We start from the raw sequence: 19,357 nt of genomic DNA on the forward strand, positions 1-19,357 counted from the left end.
CCCCGAACCTTGCTAATTGGGACTAATTTCCCTTCCGCATCTATCCAGAGAATGGGTTTGATGCTGGCCAAACTTCCCATGATCGCAGCACTTTTTGAGAGACGGCCTCCACGCATGAGGTGGTAGAGATCATCGACGAGGAAATAAGTCCGCAGTTTTGGCGCTAGGTCCATGATCTCTTCCTTGGCTTCTGCTAATGAACGACCTGCATCACGCGCAGCTACTGCCCGCATGACCAGGTAACCCTCTCCAATCCCAGCCGCCTTCGGATCGACAATCTCGATCACGGCTTCCGGATAGTCTTCTAAAACCAGGTCTCGTGCCATGACTGCACTCTGGTAAGTCCCAGATAAGACTGATGAAAAGGCGACATAGAGCAGGTCTTTCCCTTCTTTGGCAAATTGTTCAAAGGTTTTCTGAAATTGGCCCACATTGACCTGACTGGTTGTCGGTTTAGCTCCATTTTTCATAGCTTCTAAAAGCTCAGGGCTGGTCAATTGACCTTCGCCAACTGTCTGGTAAACTGTTCCATCTAACTCAATGGTCAACCCAAGAATGGTCACCTGGTGTTCCTTGGCCCAGTTCTGGTCTAAATCTGCGGTCGAATCGGTTAAAATAGCAAATGTCATTACTTGTCTCCCATCATTTCTTGTAATTGTCGCAATACTTGGTGATCGAGTGGTCGCATGGGTGGTTTTTGATCGTTGACCACTCGCTGCGCCTGATTAAGGTTTCCTTTGACGACTGCGACCCGTTTTTCTAACTCTCTGGCAGATATTCGAAGAGCTCCTTGAGCAAAGACGGTCCACTGCTCATTTAAGTCACTGGTCGCTACCGATACTTGGTGGAGGGGCGTGTTGAGCTCTGCCGCCAAGCGCTCGATATAGTCATCTGCCGTTTCATCCTCACCGGTAAAGACCACCTGAACATTGAACTCCTCATAGGTCTGCCGCACTCCTGGCATATACTGGGCATCAAAGACACAGATGACTTCGATTCCTTCAAAGCTAGCATAGTGGCTCAGTTTTTGCAGGAGGATATTGCGGGCAGCATCGAGCTCACTTTTTTGAAAAAGCTGGCGGGTCTCCTGCCAAAAGGCAATCATATTATAGCCGTCAACCAATAAGATTTTTCGTTTCATATCATTGCCTTTCTAGGATTATAGTCGATTGCGAAAGACCTCATACATAAGGATGGCTGCTGCCACACTGGCATTGAGGCTTTGCACATGACCATTCATGGGAATGGTGATCATCTCATCGACTTGTTTTTTGATGTTGGCTGAGATCCCTTTTCCTTCATTGCCTATGATCAAAGCTAACTTACCAGCCGTATTCCATTGATGAGATGGCGTGCCGTTCATGTCGGTTCCAAAGATCCAGAAGCCCTCTTCCTTGAGCTTGTCTAAGGTTTGGCTAAGATTGGTCACACGCGCAATGGGAATGTGTTCCACTGCTCCAGTAGAAGTTTTTGACACCACTGGGGTTACCCCGACTGCCCGGTGCTTAGGAATGATGACTCCTGAGACATTGGTCGCATCCGCTGTCCGTAAGATAGATCCAAGATTGTGCGGATCCGTTAAACCATCGAGAATCAATAAAAGCGGGTTCTCTTCTTGGGCTGTCTGCTTCAGAATCGCTGCCAAGTCTGTGTAAGCAAAGGCTGCCACTCGAAGAACAAAGCCTTGGTGAACAGCTCCTTCTGTCATTTCCTGCAGGGTTTTCTTTGGGGTCCAAGAAATCGACACTTTTTTCTCAGCTGCTAAGGCCTTGATCTTGTCGACATTTTTTCCTCGGAGGTCTTCTTGAATATATAATTTATTGCCTGTATTGGCTTGTAAAGCCTCGGTGACTGCGTGGACACCGTATACGATATCGTTATTTTCCATAAAACTAGTATACCACAAGAAAGGAGGAAGAGGCCAATTCATGATATAATGAAATCAAATCTATCTCAATGAACGAACCGAACTAGAAAGGAAGCCATGCCTCTTTTTCAACGAACCATCAAGCTCACCTTGGCCACCTGTTTAGCAGCGGCCCTTGCTTATGCTCTGGGCTTGACCTATGCCATCTCAGCTGGCGTCATTGCCATCTTGAGTATCTCTGATACGCGTCGCAGCACCATCAAGCAAGCCTACCAGCGTTTTATGTCGACCTTGCTGGCCCTTGCTATCGGAAGTCTCGCTTTTTCCTTTTTTGGATTCAACCTCTGGGCACTGGGAGTCTTTATCGCTCTCTATGCTCCTTGCGCCTTCCTATTAGGCTGGCAGATCGGTATCACCCCTAGTACGGTGTTGGTTACCCACCTCTTGATTGAGCAGTCTACCTCCTGGGGGCTCTTGCTCAATGAACTTGCTCTCTTTTTAATCGGGACCAGCTTTGCCTTGCTTGCCAATCTCTATATGCCTTCGAATCAGGATGCGATCGATCATTACCATGATGTTGTCGAAGACCAACTAAAGAAGATCCTTGGTCGTTTTGCGGAATTACTTGGTAAAGGGGATGGTCGCAATGATGCGCGCTTGATCAAGGAGTTGGATAGCATCCTACAGGATGCCTTGAATCTAGTCTATCTGGACCATTCCAACCACCTCTTTCACCAAACCAACTACCATATTCACTACTTCGAAATGCGCAAACGCCAAAATGATATCCTGCGGGATATGGCAGAAAATGTCAATCGCTGTCAGTTAGCGGCGAGTGAAAGCATAATCCTGGCACAACTATTTAAGAAGACGGCTCAACAGTTAAGCCAGGAAAATCCTGCCCAAGATCTTCTAGATGATATTAGTCATTATTTGGCGATCTTCCGCGAACGCCCTCTTCCCAAGACCCGTGAAGAATTCGAAACACGCGCCACCTTGCTCCAACTCTTAAGAGACTTAGAAACTTTTATCCAAATCAAGGTTGATTTTTACCAACAATTTCATAAGGAGACAGAATAGACAAAGAAGCCCTTGCAAGATGCAAAGGCTTTTTTATTCAGGCAGTTGTTGTAAACGCTTTCCTAAAATGGTATACTAGAAATGGAAAATAACTTTTTAAGGAGGGTCTTCTATATGAAGTCTTCGTATAAGAAACATTTGTACACTACAACACTCAGCCTCTCAGCGGCTGTCTTGCTTTCCGTTATCGGTCATGGCCAAGCTTCAGCCGATAGCTTAGAAGCGCCTCAAGCGGAACCAAGCACGGTCCTTGAAGCGACACCTGCTACTGAGCAACCTGTGACAGCTGATACTGCCAGTCCCGCTACAGCCACAGAAGTAACTCCTGCTAGTTCTGCAGAAACAGCAGCGACTTCTGATATGGCTTCTAGTACAGAAGTTGCTCCAACCGCTAGTCCAAGCACTAACCGTGCTACAACGACTTCTGACCAAGCGACTCGATTGGCGGATAGCACCATTTATCTCTCTGAAAAGAGTACGATTGATGACAAAGTCCAAGAAAAAGCTCAAGCTGCTGGCAAGATCAACTGGACCTTAGACAATAAGCCTCTCTCTGAGTGGAAAACTTGGGATATGGAGACAGGAACACTAAGCAAGGATCCATTCCTCACCATCACAGAGACTGCAAACGGCAATGATTTAGATCTCCACATCGACGTGCAGGATCTCTTTGGTGAAGATCTCAGTCTTCGTAGCCCAAATAATATTCGCCGGACTTATCGCAACTACATCGGCAACCATGAACTAGTCGGGACCAATGCAGACTTAGGTGTGACCATCAATAAAACCCTTGTTTTTCGACCTTACCAAGACTACCATACACATGAAGAGATGCTGGCTGCTATCGAAAAATCCAAGGAAGAAGCGAAACCCGATCGTTTAGTGCAGCTGGAAACTCTTGGAAAGAGTGCCCAAGGCCGGGATATGAAGATGGGGATCGTGAGCAAGGACCAAGCCAGCATCGATCACTACCTGTCTAGTACCAACCCTACAGCTTTGACTAAGCCAAGCGAAATGCTGGCCGCACTAAAAGACAAGACCTTGGATTACAAATTACCTGTCTTAGTCCACAACACCCACGCGGATGAACAGCCAGGCATTGATATCATCACAGGCCTCTTCAATACCTTTGCGACCAAGGAAAAGGTGACCTTTAACACCACAGATGAAGCTGGAAATGCTAAAACAGTCACGCTAGATATTCCAAGCTTGCTCAATAAATTCATTTTCTTATTTGACTTCACGGAAAACCCAGATGGGGATGCTCTCAACCTGCGGGCCCTAGCAAACGGGCTCGATCCAAACCGGGATGCCAGCTACCAAACCAACCCTGAAGTTCGCACGGTTATCCAAATGATCAACAAATGGAATCCGATCGCTCTCTACGACTTACACGGTTTTATCAAAGAATTCTTGATCGAACCTGCAACGCCACCACATGATCCGAACTTCGAATACGATCTTCTGTCAGACCTGATGCTAGAAAATGCCCATCATATGGGACGGGCAGGAGTTGCCAATTCTAAATACAATAGTTACATCATTCCAAAACTGGATTGGGGCGATGGCTGGGATGACTCCTTCTCTGGCTATACAGGGGTTTATGCTGTCTACCATGGTATCTTAGGCCATACCATCGAAATTCCAGAAGGAAATGAAGAATCCTACAAAGCAGGTCGCAATGCTGTCCTAGGCGGAATTGACTTCCTCAACCAAGATCCGGACCGTCTCCTTGAGATGCGTCTCAACTTCTACCTGCGCGGTCTCAATAAAACCGAAGATCCAAAAGCTGAAAATGAACTGGTCGGTCCAAATGGGGAAATCGTTGGACGTGTGAAAAATGGTCGTCCGAAATTCTTCCCAGACTACTACGTCATCCCAATGAGCCTCGACAAAGACAACGATGCCCAAGAAGCCTTCAATATGATCGACTACTTCAAACGCAATGGTGTCCTCGTCAAGGAACTCAAAGAAGATATTGGCAACTATAAAAAAGGGGACTTAGTCATTGACATGGCTCAAGCCAAACGTGGCTATGCCAACCACATTCTCTATAAGGGCTCCAACGAATCTGCCTGGGCTGCTATGTATGCAGAGCTGCTGGTCAACTTCCCAGATATGAGAGGGTTTAAGTCCGAACCTGTCTTTGCGGATGGTCTTTTCAACGGAAAATTAGGAGAAGTCACCACCACCCGCGCCACTCGTACCTCTGAGATCGATCCAAAAGCTCCTTACTATGTGATCGCAAATACTTCAGCCAGTGCCGTTAAAGCTGTCAACCAGGCTATTGCACAAGGAAAATCTGTCTACCTAACAGACGATGGCTACATCGTTGACCGCGATACCTTTGCTTCGCTCCTACCAAACTATGCCATTTATGGTGATGCCCTCTACAAGGTACCAAGCGGACCAACCTTGAAACCGATGAAGGTCTACTCTCCGAACTACCACTATAATTGGGCCGGAGTAGATGCTCCTGCTCATACTAGTCTGGTCCTTGAAAAATTAGGCTTCCAAATCGTCAATACTCCAGAAGAAGCAGATGTTGTTATTTTGGAAAGCAACCGCTTTGACGCTTCCATTTTTGGTAAGAAACCAACCCTTGTCATTGGCGGGGAAGCCATGCAAAAATTGGAAAAATTGGGAGTTCTTACTGGATTTGACGCTGAAAAACTAAAAGGCGGTAGTGACTACGAAGGCTTGATGAAAGCGATCATTGATGATCAGGATCCATTGACCAGCGGATACAAGAAGAATACCCTCTTCTACTCCAACTCAGGAAACTGGATTGAAAAGGTTCCAGAGCATTTCAAGACCTTGATGAGCATCGCTCCAAGCGATTATTATATTGCAGGTTGGTGGCCACATAATGATGTTCTGGCTAACAAAGTCATGGCCATCTCTGGAGAACTGATGGGACAACCACTCTTTGTCTATGCAGGAAATCCAACCAACCGTCAACACCCTGTCCACTTCTTCCGCTGGGTAACCAATGCGATCTTTGGCAGCAAGTTGGCAAGCTTGATGGATTACGTTCCAGCTAAAGAACCAGATCAAGTGGTCGTTCCAATTCATAACCAAACAAGCAATCCACAGCCAATCTTAGCCAAGAAGGATACTCCTAAAGTGCTCCTTCCACAAAAAGAAATGACAACAAAAAATGAAGAAAGCGTGCAAGCCTTGACTTACCAAGTAGGACAAAGCTTCCAAGAAAGTCCAGCTAAGGCACAATTGCCACAAACTGGAGAAGACACAACCGCACACTTCATTCTTTCAGGCTTCTTGCTAGCCGTTAGCGGAGGCTTCCTCCTCTTGAAAAAGAAAGAAGTTGAGTAAGTTCCAGGTTTAGACTTGGATGACATGAAAAGAACCTTCGCAGACGCGAAGGTTCTTTTTGGAGATAAAATATCTTTCAAAACTTTCCTTAGGTGAGTACGGACGTCAGCGAACTTCTTCGAAGTTCCATGACTTAGTTTTGAGCCTAAGGTCTCAAAACTCCCGAGTGTTTGAAACAATAATGTTTCAAACACTTTTCTCACAGCGGAAAGTTTCAGTTTATACTTGATTGATTCTAAAGTATAGAAAACTTTTATTAATTTCTCCAGAATATTTAATGAAAATACTATTCTACATTAAATCCTAATACTGATGCAAAGTTTCTCCTTATTCCACCAATTCCAACACAACAGTTTGGTAAGGGGTCAATTCGAGCACTTGGTCTCCTTCTTGGAATAATCCTGCTGTATTATTTAAAACGACCGTTTTAATCGGAGCTGGCAACTCCAAGGTGGCCTGGCGATTTTGGAAATTGCTGACAACCAAGAGACGTTTGTCCCCACGGCGTTCAAAGGCGATGATGTTTTCACGGTCCCGATACGCTGGGATCATATCTCCAAACCGGATGGTATTTCCATAGAGGGGATGGCGATACAAGGCCGTCAACTGGCGATAGTAATTCAAGATGGAATTTGGATCCTTTTCCTGGTCTTCCACATTGATGGCAGCATTTGGTTTGGGACTGATCAACCAGACTGGTCCATCGCTAAAGCCCAATCCTGGCTCTGCCGACCATTGCATGGGTGTCCGTGCATTGTCCCGGCTGTATTTGGCAATCGAGGCCAAGGCTTCTTCCTCGGTCAAACCAGCTTCTTTCGCCACATGGTAGCCATTGATGGTCGCGATATCATCAAAATCCTCCACCGATTCAAAGACTTGGTTTTCCATTCCAATTTCTTGACCTTGGTAGATAAATGGAATTCCCTTGCGCAAGATTTGAATGGTTCCTAAGGCCTTTTTACTGGTATCGTTTACCGGACCTTCTGCGATATAGTGGGACACACCACGAGGTTCGTCGTGGTTTTCAATGATGGTCGAGAGCACCCCAATGCTATCCGCGCGCTCATGCGCTTGGAAAATACTTTCCTTGAGTTCATCTGCAGTTGGAAGAGCATGATCGAACCAGCCTTTTCCTTCCTGACCCAGCATGGTTTGTTTGAAGTCAAAGATGGAAGAGAAGACACCATCTTTTCCAATGAAGAAATGCAATTCTTCGTCGGTTTCATTGAAAACTTCCCCTACTGTGAAGGCATTGTACTTGGCGAAGGTCCTCTCCTTTAACTCTTGCAAGAAAGGTTCAATCGGTTGCGCATTGACCAGAGACTCCGGTACTGGGACCAAGCCATTGTCACGATCAGACGGAAGCGAACGCCATTCTAGATCTTTTTTAATGTTGATAATAGCATCGATCCGGAAGCCTGCAATTCCCTTGTCCAACCACCAATTGATCATCTTGTAAATCTCTTCGCGTAAGACAGGATTTTGCCAATTGAGATCCGGCTGATCCTTGTGGAAAGAATGGAGATAGTATTTGTTGGTGCCAGGAACGGGTTCCCAGACACTGCCTCCAAAGTAACTTTCCCAGTTGTTGGGTTCCTTGTCACTTTCGATGAAATAAAAGTAATCCGCATAAGGACCATCTGGATCCGCTAGAGCTTTTTGGAACCACTCGTGATGACTGGAGCAGTGGTTGACCACCAAGTCCATGATGATGGAAATGCCCCGTTTCTTACCTTCCGCAATCAGCTCCTCCATATCTTCCATCGTTCCAAAAATAGGATCAATGGCATAATAGTCAGAAATATCATAGCCCTGGTCAATAAACGGACTCTTGTAAATAGGCGATAACCAGAGGATATCAATCCCCAAGTCTTGAAGGTAATCGAGTTTCTCCGTGATCCCTTTTAAGTCCCCAACACCATCTCCATTGCTGTCTTTGAAGCTTTTTGGGTAGATCTGATAAGCGACCTTCCCCTTCCACCAGTCTTTTTCCATGTTTTGTCTCCTTAAAATGAAAGAAACTGAGACATATCGTCTCAGTCTCTACAGTTTCAGTAGGTATTAGTATACTGTTTTTTCAGTTTCTTTGTCGAAGAAGTGAGCTTTGTTCAAGTCAAATCCAAGTTCGATGGTTGCACCAGTTCCAAGGTAGTCACGCGCATCCACTTTAGCGATGAATTCGTTGTCACCAACTTGGCAGTACAAGTGAGATTCTGAACCAAGCAACTCAGATACAGAGATGGTTGCTTTCACGACTGATTCTGGGAATGTTTCAAGGAAAGCAGCTTCTGTATTCACGTCTTCTGGACGGATACCAAAGATCAATTCTTTACCATCATAGCCTTTTTCTTTCAAGACTTTCAAAGCACCTTCTGGAACTTTCAAGTTCAATCCATTGGCAACGATGTGTCCACCTTCCAATTTCACGTTAATGAAGTTCATAGCAGGGCTTCCGATGAATCCAGCTACGAATTTATTCACAGGGTTCTTATACACTTCTTGCGGAGTACCGATTTGTTCTACACGTCCGATAGTACCTGTACCAGCTGGGTTTTTAGTAGCAGACATGATAACGATACGGTCAGCAAGTGTCATCGCTTCTGTTTGGTCGTGAGTTACGTAGATTGTTGTAGCTCCGATACGACGGTGGATTTTCGCAATTTCAGCACGCATGGATACACGAAGTTTAGCATCCAAGTTTGACAAAGGTTCGTCCATCAAGAATACTTTTGCATCACGGACAATCGCACGTCCCATAGCCACACGTTGACGTTGACCACCAGAAAGGTCAGCTGGTTTACGATCCAAGAATTCTTTCAAGCCAAGGATTTCAGCTGCTTCTTGTACACGTTTGTCGATATCTTCCTTGCTGTATTTACGCAATTTCAAACCAAATGCCATGTTATCGTACACAGTCATGTGTGGGTAAAGAGCGTAGTTTTGGAATACCATGGCAATATCACGGTCTTTAGGTGCCACGTTGTTTACAACAGTGCCATCGATTGAACATTCACCTTCTGTGATGTCTTCAAGACCAGCGATCATACGAAGAGTAGTTGATTTACCACATCCTGAAGGACCTACGAAAACGATAAATTCTTTGTCTTTGATGTCCAAGTTGAAGTCTTCAACTGAGTAGTGTTCGCTATTTGGATATTTTTTATAAATGTGATTAAGATTCAATTCTACCATGATGGTACTCCTTTGATTTTTATAGTTCTATTGTAAATGAAAACGTTTTACAAATCTATGGCAAGTCTCACAAAAAAGAAAAAGAGTTTTGTGCAAGTTGCACAAAACTCTGGATTGATTCCGTTTAAATCACATCTTGTAAGACTAAATGATAGCACAGGGCTAGATCTGTCAGATTTTTCAACTGAAGCCCAGTCAACTCCTCCCACTTGTCAATCTTGTATTGGAGCGAATTACGGTGGAGATAGAGTTGCTGGGCGGCCTTGGTGACGACTGCCCCATTGTCCCAAAGAGCAACAATGATATCTTGCAATTGATCTTGACTTTCAATCAACTGATGCAAGCTTGCCTTGATTGGAGTGAGATCCAAATCTACCTGCTCGATTCCCCACAGATAGAGTTGAGAAAAGCGATAGACACCTTGATGGCCTTCTCGAATCCAAGCTCGAAAGACCGCCTGTTCTGCTCGGATGACAGGAGACACTTTCCCGTCTTTAGACTCGGTCCATACTTGCCCGACCAGGATAGATAAACGAATATTGAAGTCATACTCCATGGCAGAGACGGTATCTTTTAAGATATCGGCCACAGGCAAAGACTGGTCTTGGTCCAGAATGAGCACATAGTCCTGCCCACTCAGTTGCAAGGTTGCTCGGAAGTTGGGCAAGAGTGTCTGCATCATCTCTAACCAAGAAGCTGTCCCTTCCGCTGTTGAATGCGAGATGTGGCAATAGACGAGCTGCATTTTTTTGATGACTTGAGGGGCTTCTCCCTTTCCATCGATCAGGTATTGGTACCAAGGATTAGGGGCAACCTCTTCTTCACCGCCCAACCAGGAAATCAATTGTTTTTCTCGCTCGGTTAGCTCTTCTTCCTTCAGCAGCAACCATTGATGAGCCTGAAGGGGAACGGCTACATAACCAGCTGGTGGATTGGCTTGATCCGTCACCTCTGCATGAGGAAACCACTCTCTGATATTTTTCACTGCTTTCTTCCTTCTTCTACTTGCTGGATGCACCAGTCAATCAGCTCTTCTAGACGAGAGAGCTCCCCCGTCATATGGAGATAGCCCATGACAGCCTCAAAGCCTGTCGACATCCGATAGGTCACGACATCCGCATTTTTGGCCTTGGTATGACTATTGGTATTGCGACCGCGCTTGTAGATCTCCAACTCTTTTTCCGTCAGAATTTCTTGCTCCAGCATGCTTTCAATCAAGCTGGCTTGAGCCCTAGCAGAGACATAGCGGGTGGCAGCCTGGTGAAGCTTATTGGGCTTGGTCATCCCTTGAAAAATCAAGTGTCTGCGAATATACATGGAATAGACCGCATCTCCCTCAAAGGCAAGGGCAATTCCATTGATTAGATTGACATCAATCACGTGTCCACCTTACACCTTCTTTTGTATCCAAGAGCTTGATTCCTTGCGCAGCCAATTCATCGCGAATGGCATCTGCTCGCGCAAAATCTTTCTTAGCCCGCGCTTCCTGACGTTCAGCGATCAAGGCTTCAATATCTGCATCCAAGACTTCTTCGACAAAGACCACTCCAAAGACTTCTAACATCTTGGTCAAGGCATCCTTGACGTCTTGATTATAGTGACCTGAATTGATCCATTTAGCCAATTCAAAGACGACGGTGATGCCGTTCGCTGCATTGATATCTTCATCCATCGCCACGATAAACTTATCCACAAAGCCTTGCAAGTCTGCTGGATCCACTTCTCCTGTGAACGGTTGCTCATAGGTGTTTTTCAAATACTTGAGGTTGGTCTCCGCATCGCGCACTGCTTTTTCTGTGAAGTTAATGGGCTTGCGGTAGTGCTGGGTCGCAAAGAAGAAGCGAAGCACTTGGCCGTCGATAGTCTTCAATGCATCATGCACAGTGATAAAGTTGCCTAAGGACTTGGACATCTTGACATTATCAATATTGACAAAGCCATTGTGCATCCAGTAATTGGCAAAAGTCTTGCCTGTTTTAGCTTCAGACTGAGCAATTTCGTTGGTATGATGCGGAAACTCAAGGTCAGCTCCACCACCGTGGATATCAATAGTATCCCCTAAAATCCCCGTTGACATGACCGAACACTCGATGTGCCAACCCGGACGACCAGGTCCCCAAGGACTGTCCCAAGAAATCTCACCTGGTTTGGCAGCTTTCCAAAGGGCAAAGTCGACTGGATTTTCCTTGCGAGCTGTTTCCTCATCTGTCCGACCAGAAGCTCCTAGCTCTAAGTCTTCTAGAGTTTTGTTGGCTAATTTTGCATAGTTGTGGGATTTTTCCACACGGAAATAAACATCGCCTTGGCTCTCATAGGCATAGCCTTTTTCGATCAAGTCAGCGACAAAACGAATGATGTCATCCATAAACTCAACCACACGAGGGTGGCGAGTTGCAGGTTTCACGCCAAGAGCCGTCACATCCTCACGGAAGGCCGCAATGTACTTGTCTGCCACTTCCTGAGGTGTGATGCCTTCTTCTTTGGCACGGTTGATGATCTTATCATCCACATCTGTAAAGTTGGAAATGTAGGCAACTTCGTAGCCACGATACTCAAAGTAGCGACGAATCGTGTCAAAGGCCACTGTTGAGCGGGCATTCCCTACGTGGATATAGTTGTAAACCGTTGGCCCACAAACATACATGCGGACCTTTCCTTCCTCGATGGGGATAAATTCTCGCAAATCACGAGACATAGTATCATAAATTTTTAACACGCTTCATTTCCTTTCTGTTTCTACTCTTTTGGCTTCAAGTAAACCACCTGAGTCTGTTTGATAAAGCCAATCTTTTCATACAAGCGTTTGGCACCTACATTGCTATCTTCTACTGCAATCTGAAATTCCTTATCATTTTGCTCAATGAGTTGGTTGACGAGGGATTTTGCTAGATAGCTTCCGTAACCTTGCCCACGATAGACTTCAGCAATCGCAAGTCCATAAAGGTAATTGCATTTTCCAGATACATCGACCGTACAAACGCCAATCACTTGACCTTCTTTGAGTAATATGTACAGCAGACTATCAGGATCCTTCAAGGCCTCAGAAATGTATCTGTGGCTCACTTCCGGTGCTTCCACTTCATCTGAAAAGGTTTGGTGGTGGAGCTGGGCAATGGTTTCAAGATAAGAAGGTTCTGCCAAGAGCACATCGACATCCGAACGGGAATCTAATGCATAAGCGGTTCGATCACGTCCTAACCAGGTTTCTGTTTCGTCATCCTCAACCAGTCCCCAATTGCTGGCAAAATCAGGATGATTCTCTAGAAAAATACGCTCTGTCTGAAAAGTCACAGACTCAATTGGATAAGATGCCGTTTCTTTCTCAAAACTTTCATACAAAGCACGCGCAATTCCCTGACGACGATAATTGGGATGGACCAGGATCGCCACATCCACATCTTGATCATCCGCATAGATAGTTAGTAGGCCAACAAGTTCACCTTTTTCATAATAAAGGAAAAAGGCGGGCATATCGGGATCAAAATTAAGCATATTGGAGAGATAAGGATCTCGAAAAGTTCCGTCATATTTCTGACAGACTGCAATAAGGGCCTTTGCTTCCAGTAGTTGGTGGTCATTCAATGTATTGGTTGATTGAATCACGTAGCGATCTCCTTACAAGCTCGAAGACCGATGGCTAGCTTCCTTAGCATGCTCCAGCTTGTTCATGTAGTATTCACGTTTTTCTTCTTCTTGGTGAATGACTGGTTCGTCTTTTCGACCGTGCACCCGCACAATCTTGGCAGGAACACCGACAACGGTCACATCACTTGGTACATCTGAGACGACGACAGCTCCTGCTCCGACCTTGGCCTTGGCTCCGATTTCCACCGGGCCGATGACTTGGGCATGGGCGGAGACCAAGGCTCCTTCACGTACCGTTGGATGGCGTTTGCCGACATCCTTTCCTGTTCCCCCAAGGGTCACCCCATGGTAGAGCATAACGCCTTTTTCAACAATGGCTGTTTCCCCGATAACGAGGCCCGCTCCATGGTCGATAAAGACACCAGAAGCAATGGTCGCACCTGGATGGATCTCAATCTGGGTCCAAAAACGCCAGAATTGGCTGTGCATCCGCGCCAAGAGCTTAAAACCATGGTTCCACAAAAAGTGGGAAACACGGTGAGCTGCCAGTGCTTTGACTCCCGGATAGGTCAAAAGGACCTCCAGCGAGGTACGCGCTGCTGGGTCATTTTCTTTTACAATATTGATGGTTTCACGCCACCATCCCATACCGTGCTCCTCCTTTTCTAATGCTTATTCTGAATCTTTTTGTGTAATGGTAAAGTCTTTTTTAGGTTTGTGGTCTTTATTGTGGTGACGAGGACGATCGCCATGACGAGGACCCTTTTCACCTTTTTCTTCTGAATGTTCAGGTTTTGGCGGACGTGGCAATAGTGCCTTCATAGAAGCATCGACACGACCTTTTTCGTCAATCTTGATAATCTTCACATCGACTTCATCACCGATGGCTACCAAGTCTTCGACACGGTTGGTGCGCGTCCAAGCCATTTCAGAGATATGAACGAGGGCATCCGTCTTGTCAAAGAGGTTGACAAAAGCACCAAATTTCTCGATCCGAACCACTTTGGCATGGTAGACTTCATCCACTTTCGCTTCACGAACCAAACCAGCAATGATTTCCTTAGCACGGTTGATGGCATCTTGGTCGCTCGAGTAGATCGATACGTTACCTTCTTCGTCGATATCAATCTTAACGCCTGTTTCAGCGATGATCTTATCGATGGTTTCTCCACCTTTACCGATGACAATCTTAATCTTGTCCACATCAATCTTAATGGTATCAATTTTCGGAGCAGTTGGCGCCAATTCTGGACGAACTTCTGGAATGGTTGCTTGAATCACGTCAAGGATTTCAAAACGAGCTTTCTTGGCTTGAGCAAGCGCTTCAGTCAAGATTTCTGCAGTGATCCCTTGGATCTTGATATCCATTTGAAGGGCTGTAATTCCGTCACGAGTTCCTGCAACCTTAAAGTCCATATCTCCAAAGTGGTCTTCCAAACCTTGGATATCTGTCAATACTGTGTAGTTGCTTCCATCTGAAATGAGACCCATGGCAATACCTGCTACTGGCGCCTTGATTGGCACACCACCAGCCATAAGGGCAAGTGTTCCCGCACAGATAGATGCTTGAGATGAAGAACCATTTGATTCCAATACTTCTGCTACCAAACGGATGGCGTATGGGAATTCTTCCAAGCTTGGCAATACTTGGGAAAGGGCACGTTCACCGAGAGCACCGTGACCAATTTCACGACGACCAGGCGCACCGTAACGACCTGTTTCCCCTACAGAGTATTGTGGGAAGTTGTAGTGGTGCATAAAGCGTTTCTTATACTCAGGATCCAAACCATCGATGATTTGCGTTTCACCCATTGGTGCCAAGGTCAAGACAGAAAGGGCTTGCGTTTGTCCACGCGTAAAGAGACCTGAACCGTGCACACGAGGAAGATAGTCAACTTGTGCATCCAAAGGACGGATTTCATCGACCTTACGACCATCCGGACGAACCTTGTCTTCTGTGATCAAACGGCGCACTTCTGCGTGTTCCATTTGTTCCAAGATTTCAGCCACGTCCCGAATGATGCGATCAAACTCTTCGTGGTCTGCATATTTTTCTTCGTAAACTGCTGTGACTTGGTCTTTGACTGCTTGAGTCGCAGCTTCACGAGCCAATTTTTCTTCTACTTGAACCGCTTTTTGAAGGTCGCTGTTGTATGCTGCGATGATTTCAGCCTGCAAGTCAGCATCTACATGAAGCAATTCAACTTCTGCTTTTTCTTTCCCAACTGCCGCAACGATTTCTTCTTGGAAGGCAATCAATTCTTTAACGGCTTCGTGCCCTTTGAGAAGAGCTTCCAACATGATTTCTTCTGACAATTCTTTGGCACCAGACTCTACCATGTTGATAGCGTGTTTAGTACCAGCTACTGTCAATTCAAGAAGAGAGCGCTCTGCTTGTTCTTGCGTTGGGTTGATGATGATTTCCCCGTCAACATAGCCCACTTGGACCCCAGCGATTGGTCCGTCAAATGGAATATCTGAAATAGACAAGGCCAATGATGAACCGAACATAGCTGCCATTGGTGCTGATGCATTTTCATCGTAAGAAAGGACTGTGTTAATGACTTGCACTTCATTACGGAAACCTTCCGCAAACATAGGACGGATCGGACGGTCAATCAAACGCGCTGTCAAAGTCGCGTCTGTTGAAGGACGTCCTTCACGTTTCATAAAGCCACCAGGAAATTTCCCAGCCGCATACATTTTTTCTTCGTAGTTGACTTGAAGTGGGAAGAAATCCCCAGTTGCCATTTTCTTAGACATGACAGCTGCCGTCAAGACAGTTGACTCCCCATAACGCACGACAACAGAGCCATTTGCTTGCTTAGCAACCTGACCAGTCTCTACGATTAACTCACGACCCGCAAAAGTCGTTTGAAACACTTGTTTTGTCATTGTAATCCCCTTTGGATTGATAAAATTATACGACTTGCCTACAAAGATCAAGATATTTTGGACGGTTCGGCTTGCCGAACATTTCTGTAGAAAAATAGGAAGGTGACGCCGCACTCGATGAGTGCTAGGAAGCTTATCTTTTTTCCTAAGAAATGAGGCCAAAATTCAGTTCATCAGGATACAAAGGGCGTGTAGAATCCCGTATGAAAATAGGAGATTGACGCAGTGTGCCACGCACACCAGGAAATCTATCTTTTTCACTAGGGATTTAGCCCGTGTTCAACTATCAAGATACTAAAGCCGTTAAGCAACTCAAAGGAAAATAGGAAATCGAACGACGGAGCGAACGCTCCTAGGTAGATTTATCTTTTTCCACAGAGTTGTAGGCGGGTTCAATTACTCAAGATATTTTGGACGGTTCGGTTTGCCGAACATTTCTGTAGAAAAATAGGAAGGTGACGCCGCACTCGATGAGTGCTAGGAAGCTTATCTTTTTTCCTGAGAAATGAGGCCAAAATTCAATTACTCAAGATACCAAGGCCACCCAACTCAACGAGATAGGAATTTCGACAGCCCATCTATTTGTTATATCCTCATCTTTGTATCCAAGCACGTATACCTTTTATTTTAACATATTCAAGCCCAAAAGAAAAAGGCTTTGAGGGCCTTTTTCTGTGAATCTTCAGCAAGTTCTATATAAAAATTTTAGAGCTAGATATAGCTTTTGATTATTTTTACGATTTCACGAATTCAGTGCTGTCGACATAAAAGCGTATTTTGTGGGTTCCACCCTTGTAATTCTTGTTGTTGCGTTTCAAGACAAAACGTCTGTATGGATCGGAAGTTCCTTGGATAGTAGTTGTCACTTCAACTGAATCTTCATTGATTACCCATTCATCTGGTGAAGGGATTTCCATCGGTGGCATCGCTCCGCCACGACCGCCAGGTACAATTTCGTAGAAGGCCTTGTCTTTTGTCGAATAGATCCAGCCGTCTTTCTTTTCGTTTGTTAGTTGGATCAGCTGGTCTTGTGAAAGGCTACGTATAGAGTCCGATGTCTCTTCTGCATTCAATTTATCAATGACATCTTGCAAATTATAGGTTTCTGGCGTGTAGGTATTGTAGTAATCAATGAACATGTCTTGTGGGTAACCATCAACCGCACCGTGATCATTGTTCAACTCTAGCAAGCGAGTCGGTTGCACCTGAAGTGAATAGGTCAAAGACGCACTGTTTTCAATGATCGAATAGATATCCGCTTGGTCTGCTTTTGACAAGGTCCCAATGGCTTCTTTATCATGTTCATCTGACTTAGTTTCTTCTGTTTGCTCTTTTTCTCGGGCTTTGTCAGATGATTTTTTGACCGATGAAGCCCCCACCGGGCTGTGCTTACGCTCATAGCGTTTTGGTGCGCAAGCTGCTAGGGAAAGCAAGAGGGCTCCAGCTAGTAAATATGTTCCAATTTTTTTCATGTTTGTATCCTTATTTTTTAGTTCACACGGTAGTACAAATCGTTCCCATTCGTAGCATCACTCTTACTCCAGTAAATGGATTCACTGCCACCTTCTCTTGAAGGAATGAAAAGAATAGGCGTGTCATTCGTTGCCCCAGGCATCCGACTAACTCCGTGTAGATTACCCTCCTTGAAGTAGAAACCAGAAAATTGAACACCATTAACAGCACTACCATTGACCTTCACAATTCCTTGCGCATCAAACTCAATACTCGTACCGTACTTATTTTTCCAAACTCCCGCTACACTTGAGAAATTTCCAGCTTTGATTTCATCCAGATTCATCCCAGTGCTTGTTTTGGCAGGGGCAGGAGCTGATTCGGCATTTCCATCCACGCGCGTTGTATAGTCAAGGGCAATCCAGCCTTGTCCAGATTCCAATTTGCCCCAAGTATGACCATCCGCATCCACTGTTTCCGTAATGGTGTGAGTTCCTTTTGCGATCATTCCTGCAGATGGAGCTGAAGTAGATGGTTCTTTTCGAATACGAAGATCCGACACACTGACTTGCACTTGGAAGCTTTCTGATTTTTTCTCTTCTGCTTTTGCTGTTGATTTTGAATCCCCTGAACCATCAAACGTTTTCCAGTCCAGCTTACTAAGGTCCAATTTCTTGGCTGAAATCCCAAGAGCTTGTTCTGCTGTTTGATCCCCACCAATTTGAATGGTTGCTCTCTTTTCTTCCTTGGCTTCCCCTTTTCCTAGCGAATAAAGGGTCAATTCCCGGTCTGGGCTCACAGATTGCCAAGTGGCGTAGACAATTTGCCCATTATCAAAAAGGTCTAGGCTGGAGCGATAACCACCCACCGCAGCTGTATAAGCTGTATGGAGCAATTCAGGTTTTTGATCTTTGAGGTAATAGATAGCAGAAACATACTGTTTGTTTCCAGTGTATTGATTAGACACCAAGAGCTCATCCACACCATCTTGGTTCAAGTCTGTAAAAGCATACTGAAAAGTCACCGGAGTTCCCAAGCGTTCCAAGGCATCCAGATAGATATTTTCTTCTGAACCCGATTGTAATTTCCCTAATTCCTCAAAGAGGCCTGTTTTATCGCCATTTTTAAGAGCTGTATCATACTTAGCATACCGCTCCAAAACCCCTTGATAATACTGTTGACCGGTATCCTTCTTTTCTTTTTTAACAGTTGATGACGTTGCTGTCTTTGGTTTACTTTGACGTTCGTAGCGTTTGGGGGAGCAAGCCACCAGAGATAGAACGGATGCACCTGCTAGTAGTGAAATCATAACCTTTTTCATAAAAACCTCCTCATATCTATCCTAGTATATCAAAAATGGTCAATTTTTCCAGCTCTTTTCAAGATTTTTACACAAGCATTTTCCCCTCTCCCTCTATGTTTCTGCCCTTTTTTCTGCTATACTTAGTATAGTTATTTGATCAAAAGGAGAACACTATGGAATTAAAAAAACGTTCTGAATTTCCTGAGAACGAACTCTGGGACCTCACAGCCCTCTATCAAGACCAGGAAGACTTCTTGCGTGCCATTGAAAAAACGCGCGAGGAAATTAATGAATTTGTCCGTAACTACAAGGGCAAGCTCCACACTTTTGAAGACTTTGAAGCCGCCTTTGCGATCTTTGAACAAATTCAGATCCAACTCAGCCATATCGGTAACTACAGTTTTATGCCACAAACCACTGATTTTGGCGACGAAGCTTTTGCAGAGATTGCTCAAGCGGGGATGGATTTCGAAACTTGGGCAAGCGTTGAACTTTCCTTCTTTGACGATGCTTTGGTCGAAGCAGATGAAGAAGTCCTAGAACGCCTGGGACAACTCCCTCACCTCACTTTTGCCATTCGTCAGGCTAAAATCAAAAAAGCCCACTACTTAGGAGCTGATGTGGAAAAGACCTTGACCAACCTGGGT

General features: G+C 45.2%; 15 protein-coding genes and 1 pseudogene. 3 read left to right on the forward strand and 13 right to left on the reverse strand.

Going from position 1 to position 19,357, the window contains the following annotated elements; translation table 11 throughout:
• From SPADD19_RS07395 to rlmB, 3 genes are all read right to left on the reverse strand, one after another.
• A partial coding sequence (locus SPADD19_RS07395; RefSeq protein WP_061455765.1) for a DegV family protein occupies nucleotides 1–629 on the reverse strand: 629 nt, incomplete at its 3' end.
• Nucleotides 629–1,141, reverse strand: coding sequence for an NYN domain-containing protein (locus SPADD19_RS07400; protein WP_061455670.1), 513 nt, complete (start codon nucleotides 1,139–1,141; stop codon nucleotides 629–631). The genes SPADD19_RS07395 and SPADD19_RS07400, both read right to left, overlap by 1 nt.
• 18 nt (nucleotides 1,142–1,159) lie before the next feature.
• Nucleotides 1,160–1,888: a 23S rRNA (guanosine(2251)-2'-O)-methyltransferase RlmB gene (rlmB, locus tag SPADD19_RS07405; protein WP_003010074.1), complete on the reverse strand. Its 729-nt coding sequence runs from the start codon at nucleotides 1,886–1,888 to the stop codon at nucleotides 1,160–1,162.
• 96 nt (nucleotides 1,889–1,984) lie between these two features.
• On the opposite strand from rlmB, the gene SPADD19_RS07410 reads away from it, so the two are divergent.
• Together SPADD19_RS07410 and SPADD19_RS07415 are read left to right on the forward strand one after the other, a co-directional pair.
• Nucleotides 1,985–2,947, forward strand: a complete 963-nt coding sequence (locus SPADD19_RS07410) for an aromatic acid exporter family protein (protein ID WP_061455671.1) — start codon at nucleotides 1,985–1,987, stop codon at nucleotides 2,945–2,947.
• A 114-nt stretch (nucleotides 2,948–3,061) separates the two neighbouring features.
• Nucleotides 3,062–6,283, forward strand: a complete 3,222-nt coding sequence (locus SPADD19_RS07415) for an LPXTG-anchored zinc carboxypeptidase (protein WP_061455672.1) — start codon at nucleotides 3,062–3,064, stop codon at nucleotides 6,281–6,283.
• Nucleotides 6,284–6,610: 327 nt separating this feature from the next.
• On the opposite strand, the gene SPADD19_RS07420 is transcribed toward SPADD19_RS07415, so the two are convergent.
• The 10 genes from SPADD19_RS07420 to SPADD19_RS07465 form a co-directional block, all read right to left on the reverse strand.
• Complete coding sequence (locus SPADD19_RS07420) at nucleotides 6,611–8,278, reverse strand: alpha-glucosidase (RefSeq protein WP_061455673.1); 1,668 nt, start codon at nucleotides 8,276–8,278, stop codon at nucleotides 6,611–6,613.
• Nucleotides 8,279–8,344: 66 nt separating this feature from the next.
• Complete coding sequence (locus SPADD19_RS07425; protein WP_061455674.1) at nucleotides 8,345–9,475, reverse strand: ABC transporter ATP-binding protein; 1,131 nt, start codon at nucleotides 9,473–9,475, stop codon at nucleotides 8,345–8,347.
• Nucleotides 9,476–9,599: 124 nt separating this feature from the next.
• Nucleotides 9,600–10,460, reverse strand: a complete 861-nt coding sequence (locus SPADD19_RS07430) for a helix-turn-helix domain-containing protein (protein ID WP_061455675.1) — start codon at nucleotides 10,458–10,460, stop codon at nucleotides 9,600–9,602.
• Complete coding sequence (locus SPADD19_RS07435) at nucleotides 10,457–10,855, reverse strand: Mini-ribonuclease 3 (protein ID WP_003004765.1); 399 nt, start codon at nucleotides 10,853–10,855, stop codon at nucleotides 10,457–10,459. Before SPADD19_RS07435 ends, SPADD19_RS07430 begins: the two co-directional genes overlap by 4 nt.
• Nucleotides 10,848–12,191, reverse strand: a complete 1,344-nt coding sequence (gene cysS, locus SPADD19_RS07440) for a cysteine--tRNA ligase (RefSeq protein WP_003004399.1) — start codon at nucleotides 12,189–12,191, stop codon at nucleotides 10,848–10,850. Before cysS ends, SPADD19_RS07435 begins: the two co-directional genes overlap by 8 nt.
• Nucleotides 12,192–12,211: 20 nt before the next feature.
• A complete protein-coding gene (locus SPADD19_RS07445) occupies nucleotides 12,212–13,078 on the reverse strand; it encodes a GNAT family N-acetyltransferase (protein ID WP_061455676.1) in 867 nt (288 codons plus the stop codon).
• Nucleotides 13,079–13,090: 12 nt separating this feature from the next.
• Nucleotides 13,091–13,708: a serine O-acetyltransferase gene (gene cysE, locus SPADD19_RS07450; RefSeq protein ID WP_003018264.1), complete on the reverse strand. Its 618-nt coding sequence runs from the start codon at nucleotides 13,706–13,708 to the stop codon at nucleotides 13,091–13,093.
• A gap of 24 nt (nucleotides 13,709–13,732) precedes the next feature.
• Nucleotides 13,733–15,955, reverse strand: coding sequence for a polyribonucleotide nucleotidyltransferase (pnp, locus tag SPADD19_RS07455; RefSeq protein WP_061455677.1), 2,223 nt, complete (start codon nucleotides 15,953–15,955; stop codon nucleotides 13,733–13,735).
• 734 nt (nucleotides 15,956–16,689) lie between these two features.
• Nucleotides 16,690–17,427 (reverse strand): hypothetical protein, encoded by a 738-nt coding sequence (locus tag SPADD19_RS07460; RefSeq protein WP_061455678.1) that lies wholly within the window; start codon nucleotides 17,425–17,427, stop codon nucleotides 16,690–16,692.
• A 17-nt stretch (nucleotides 17,428–17,444) separates the two neighbouring features.
• Entirely contained in the window at nucleotides 17,445–18,728 is a 1,284-nt protein-coding gene (locus tag SPADD19_RS07465; RefSeq protein WP_061455679.1) for a DUF6287 domain-containing protein, read from the reverse strand.
• 155 nt (nucleotides 18,729–18,883) lie between these two features.
• Here SPADD19_RS07465 and SPADD19_RS12820 point away from each other — a divergent pair.
• Nucleotides 18,884–19,357, forward strand: a pseudogene (locus SPADD19_RS12820) (oligoendopeptidase F); the annotation flags it as partial.

This window comes from Streptococcus parasanguinis, assembly GCF_001578955.1.
Classification (GTDB): Bacteria; Bacillota; Bacilli; order Lactobacillales; family Streptococcaceae; genus Streptococcus; species Streptococcus parasanguinis_U.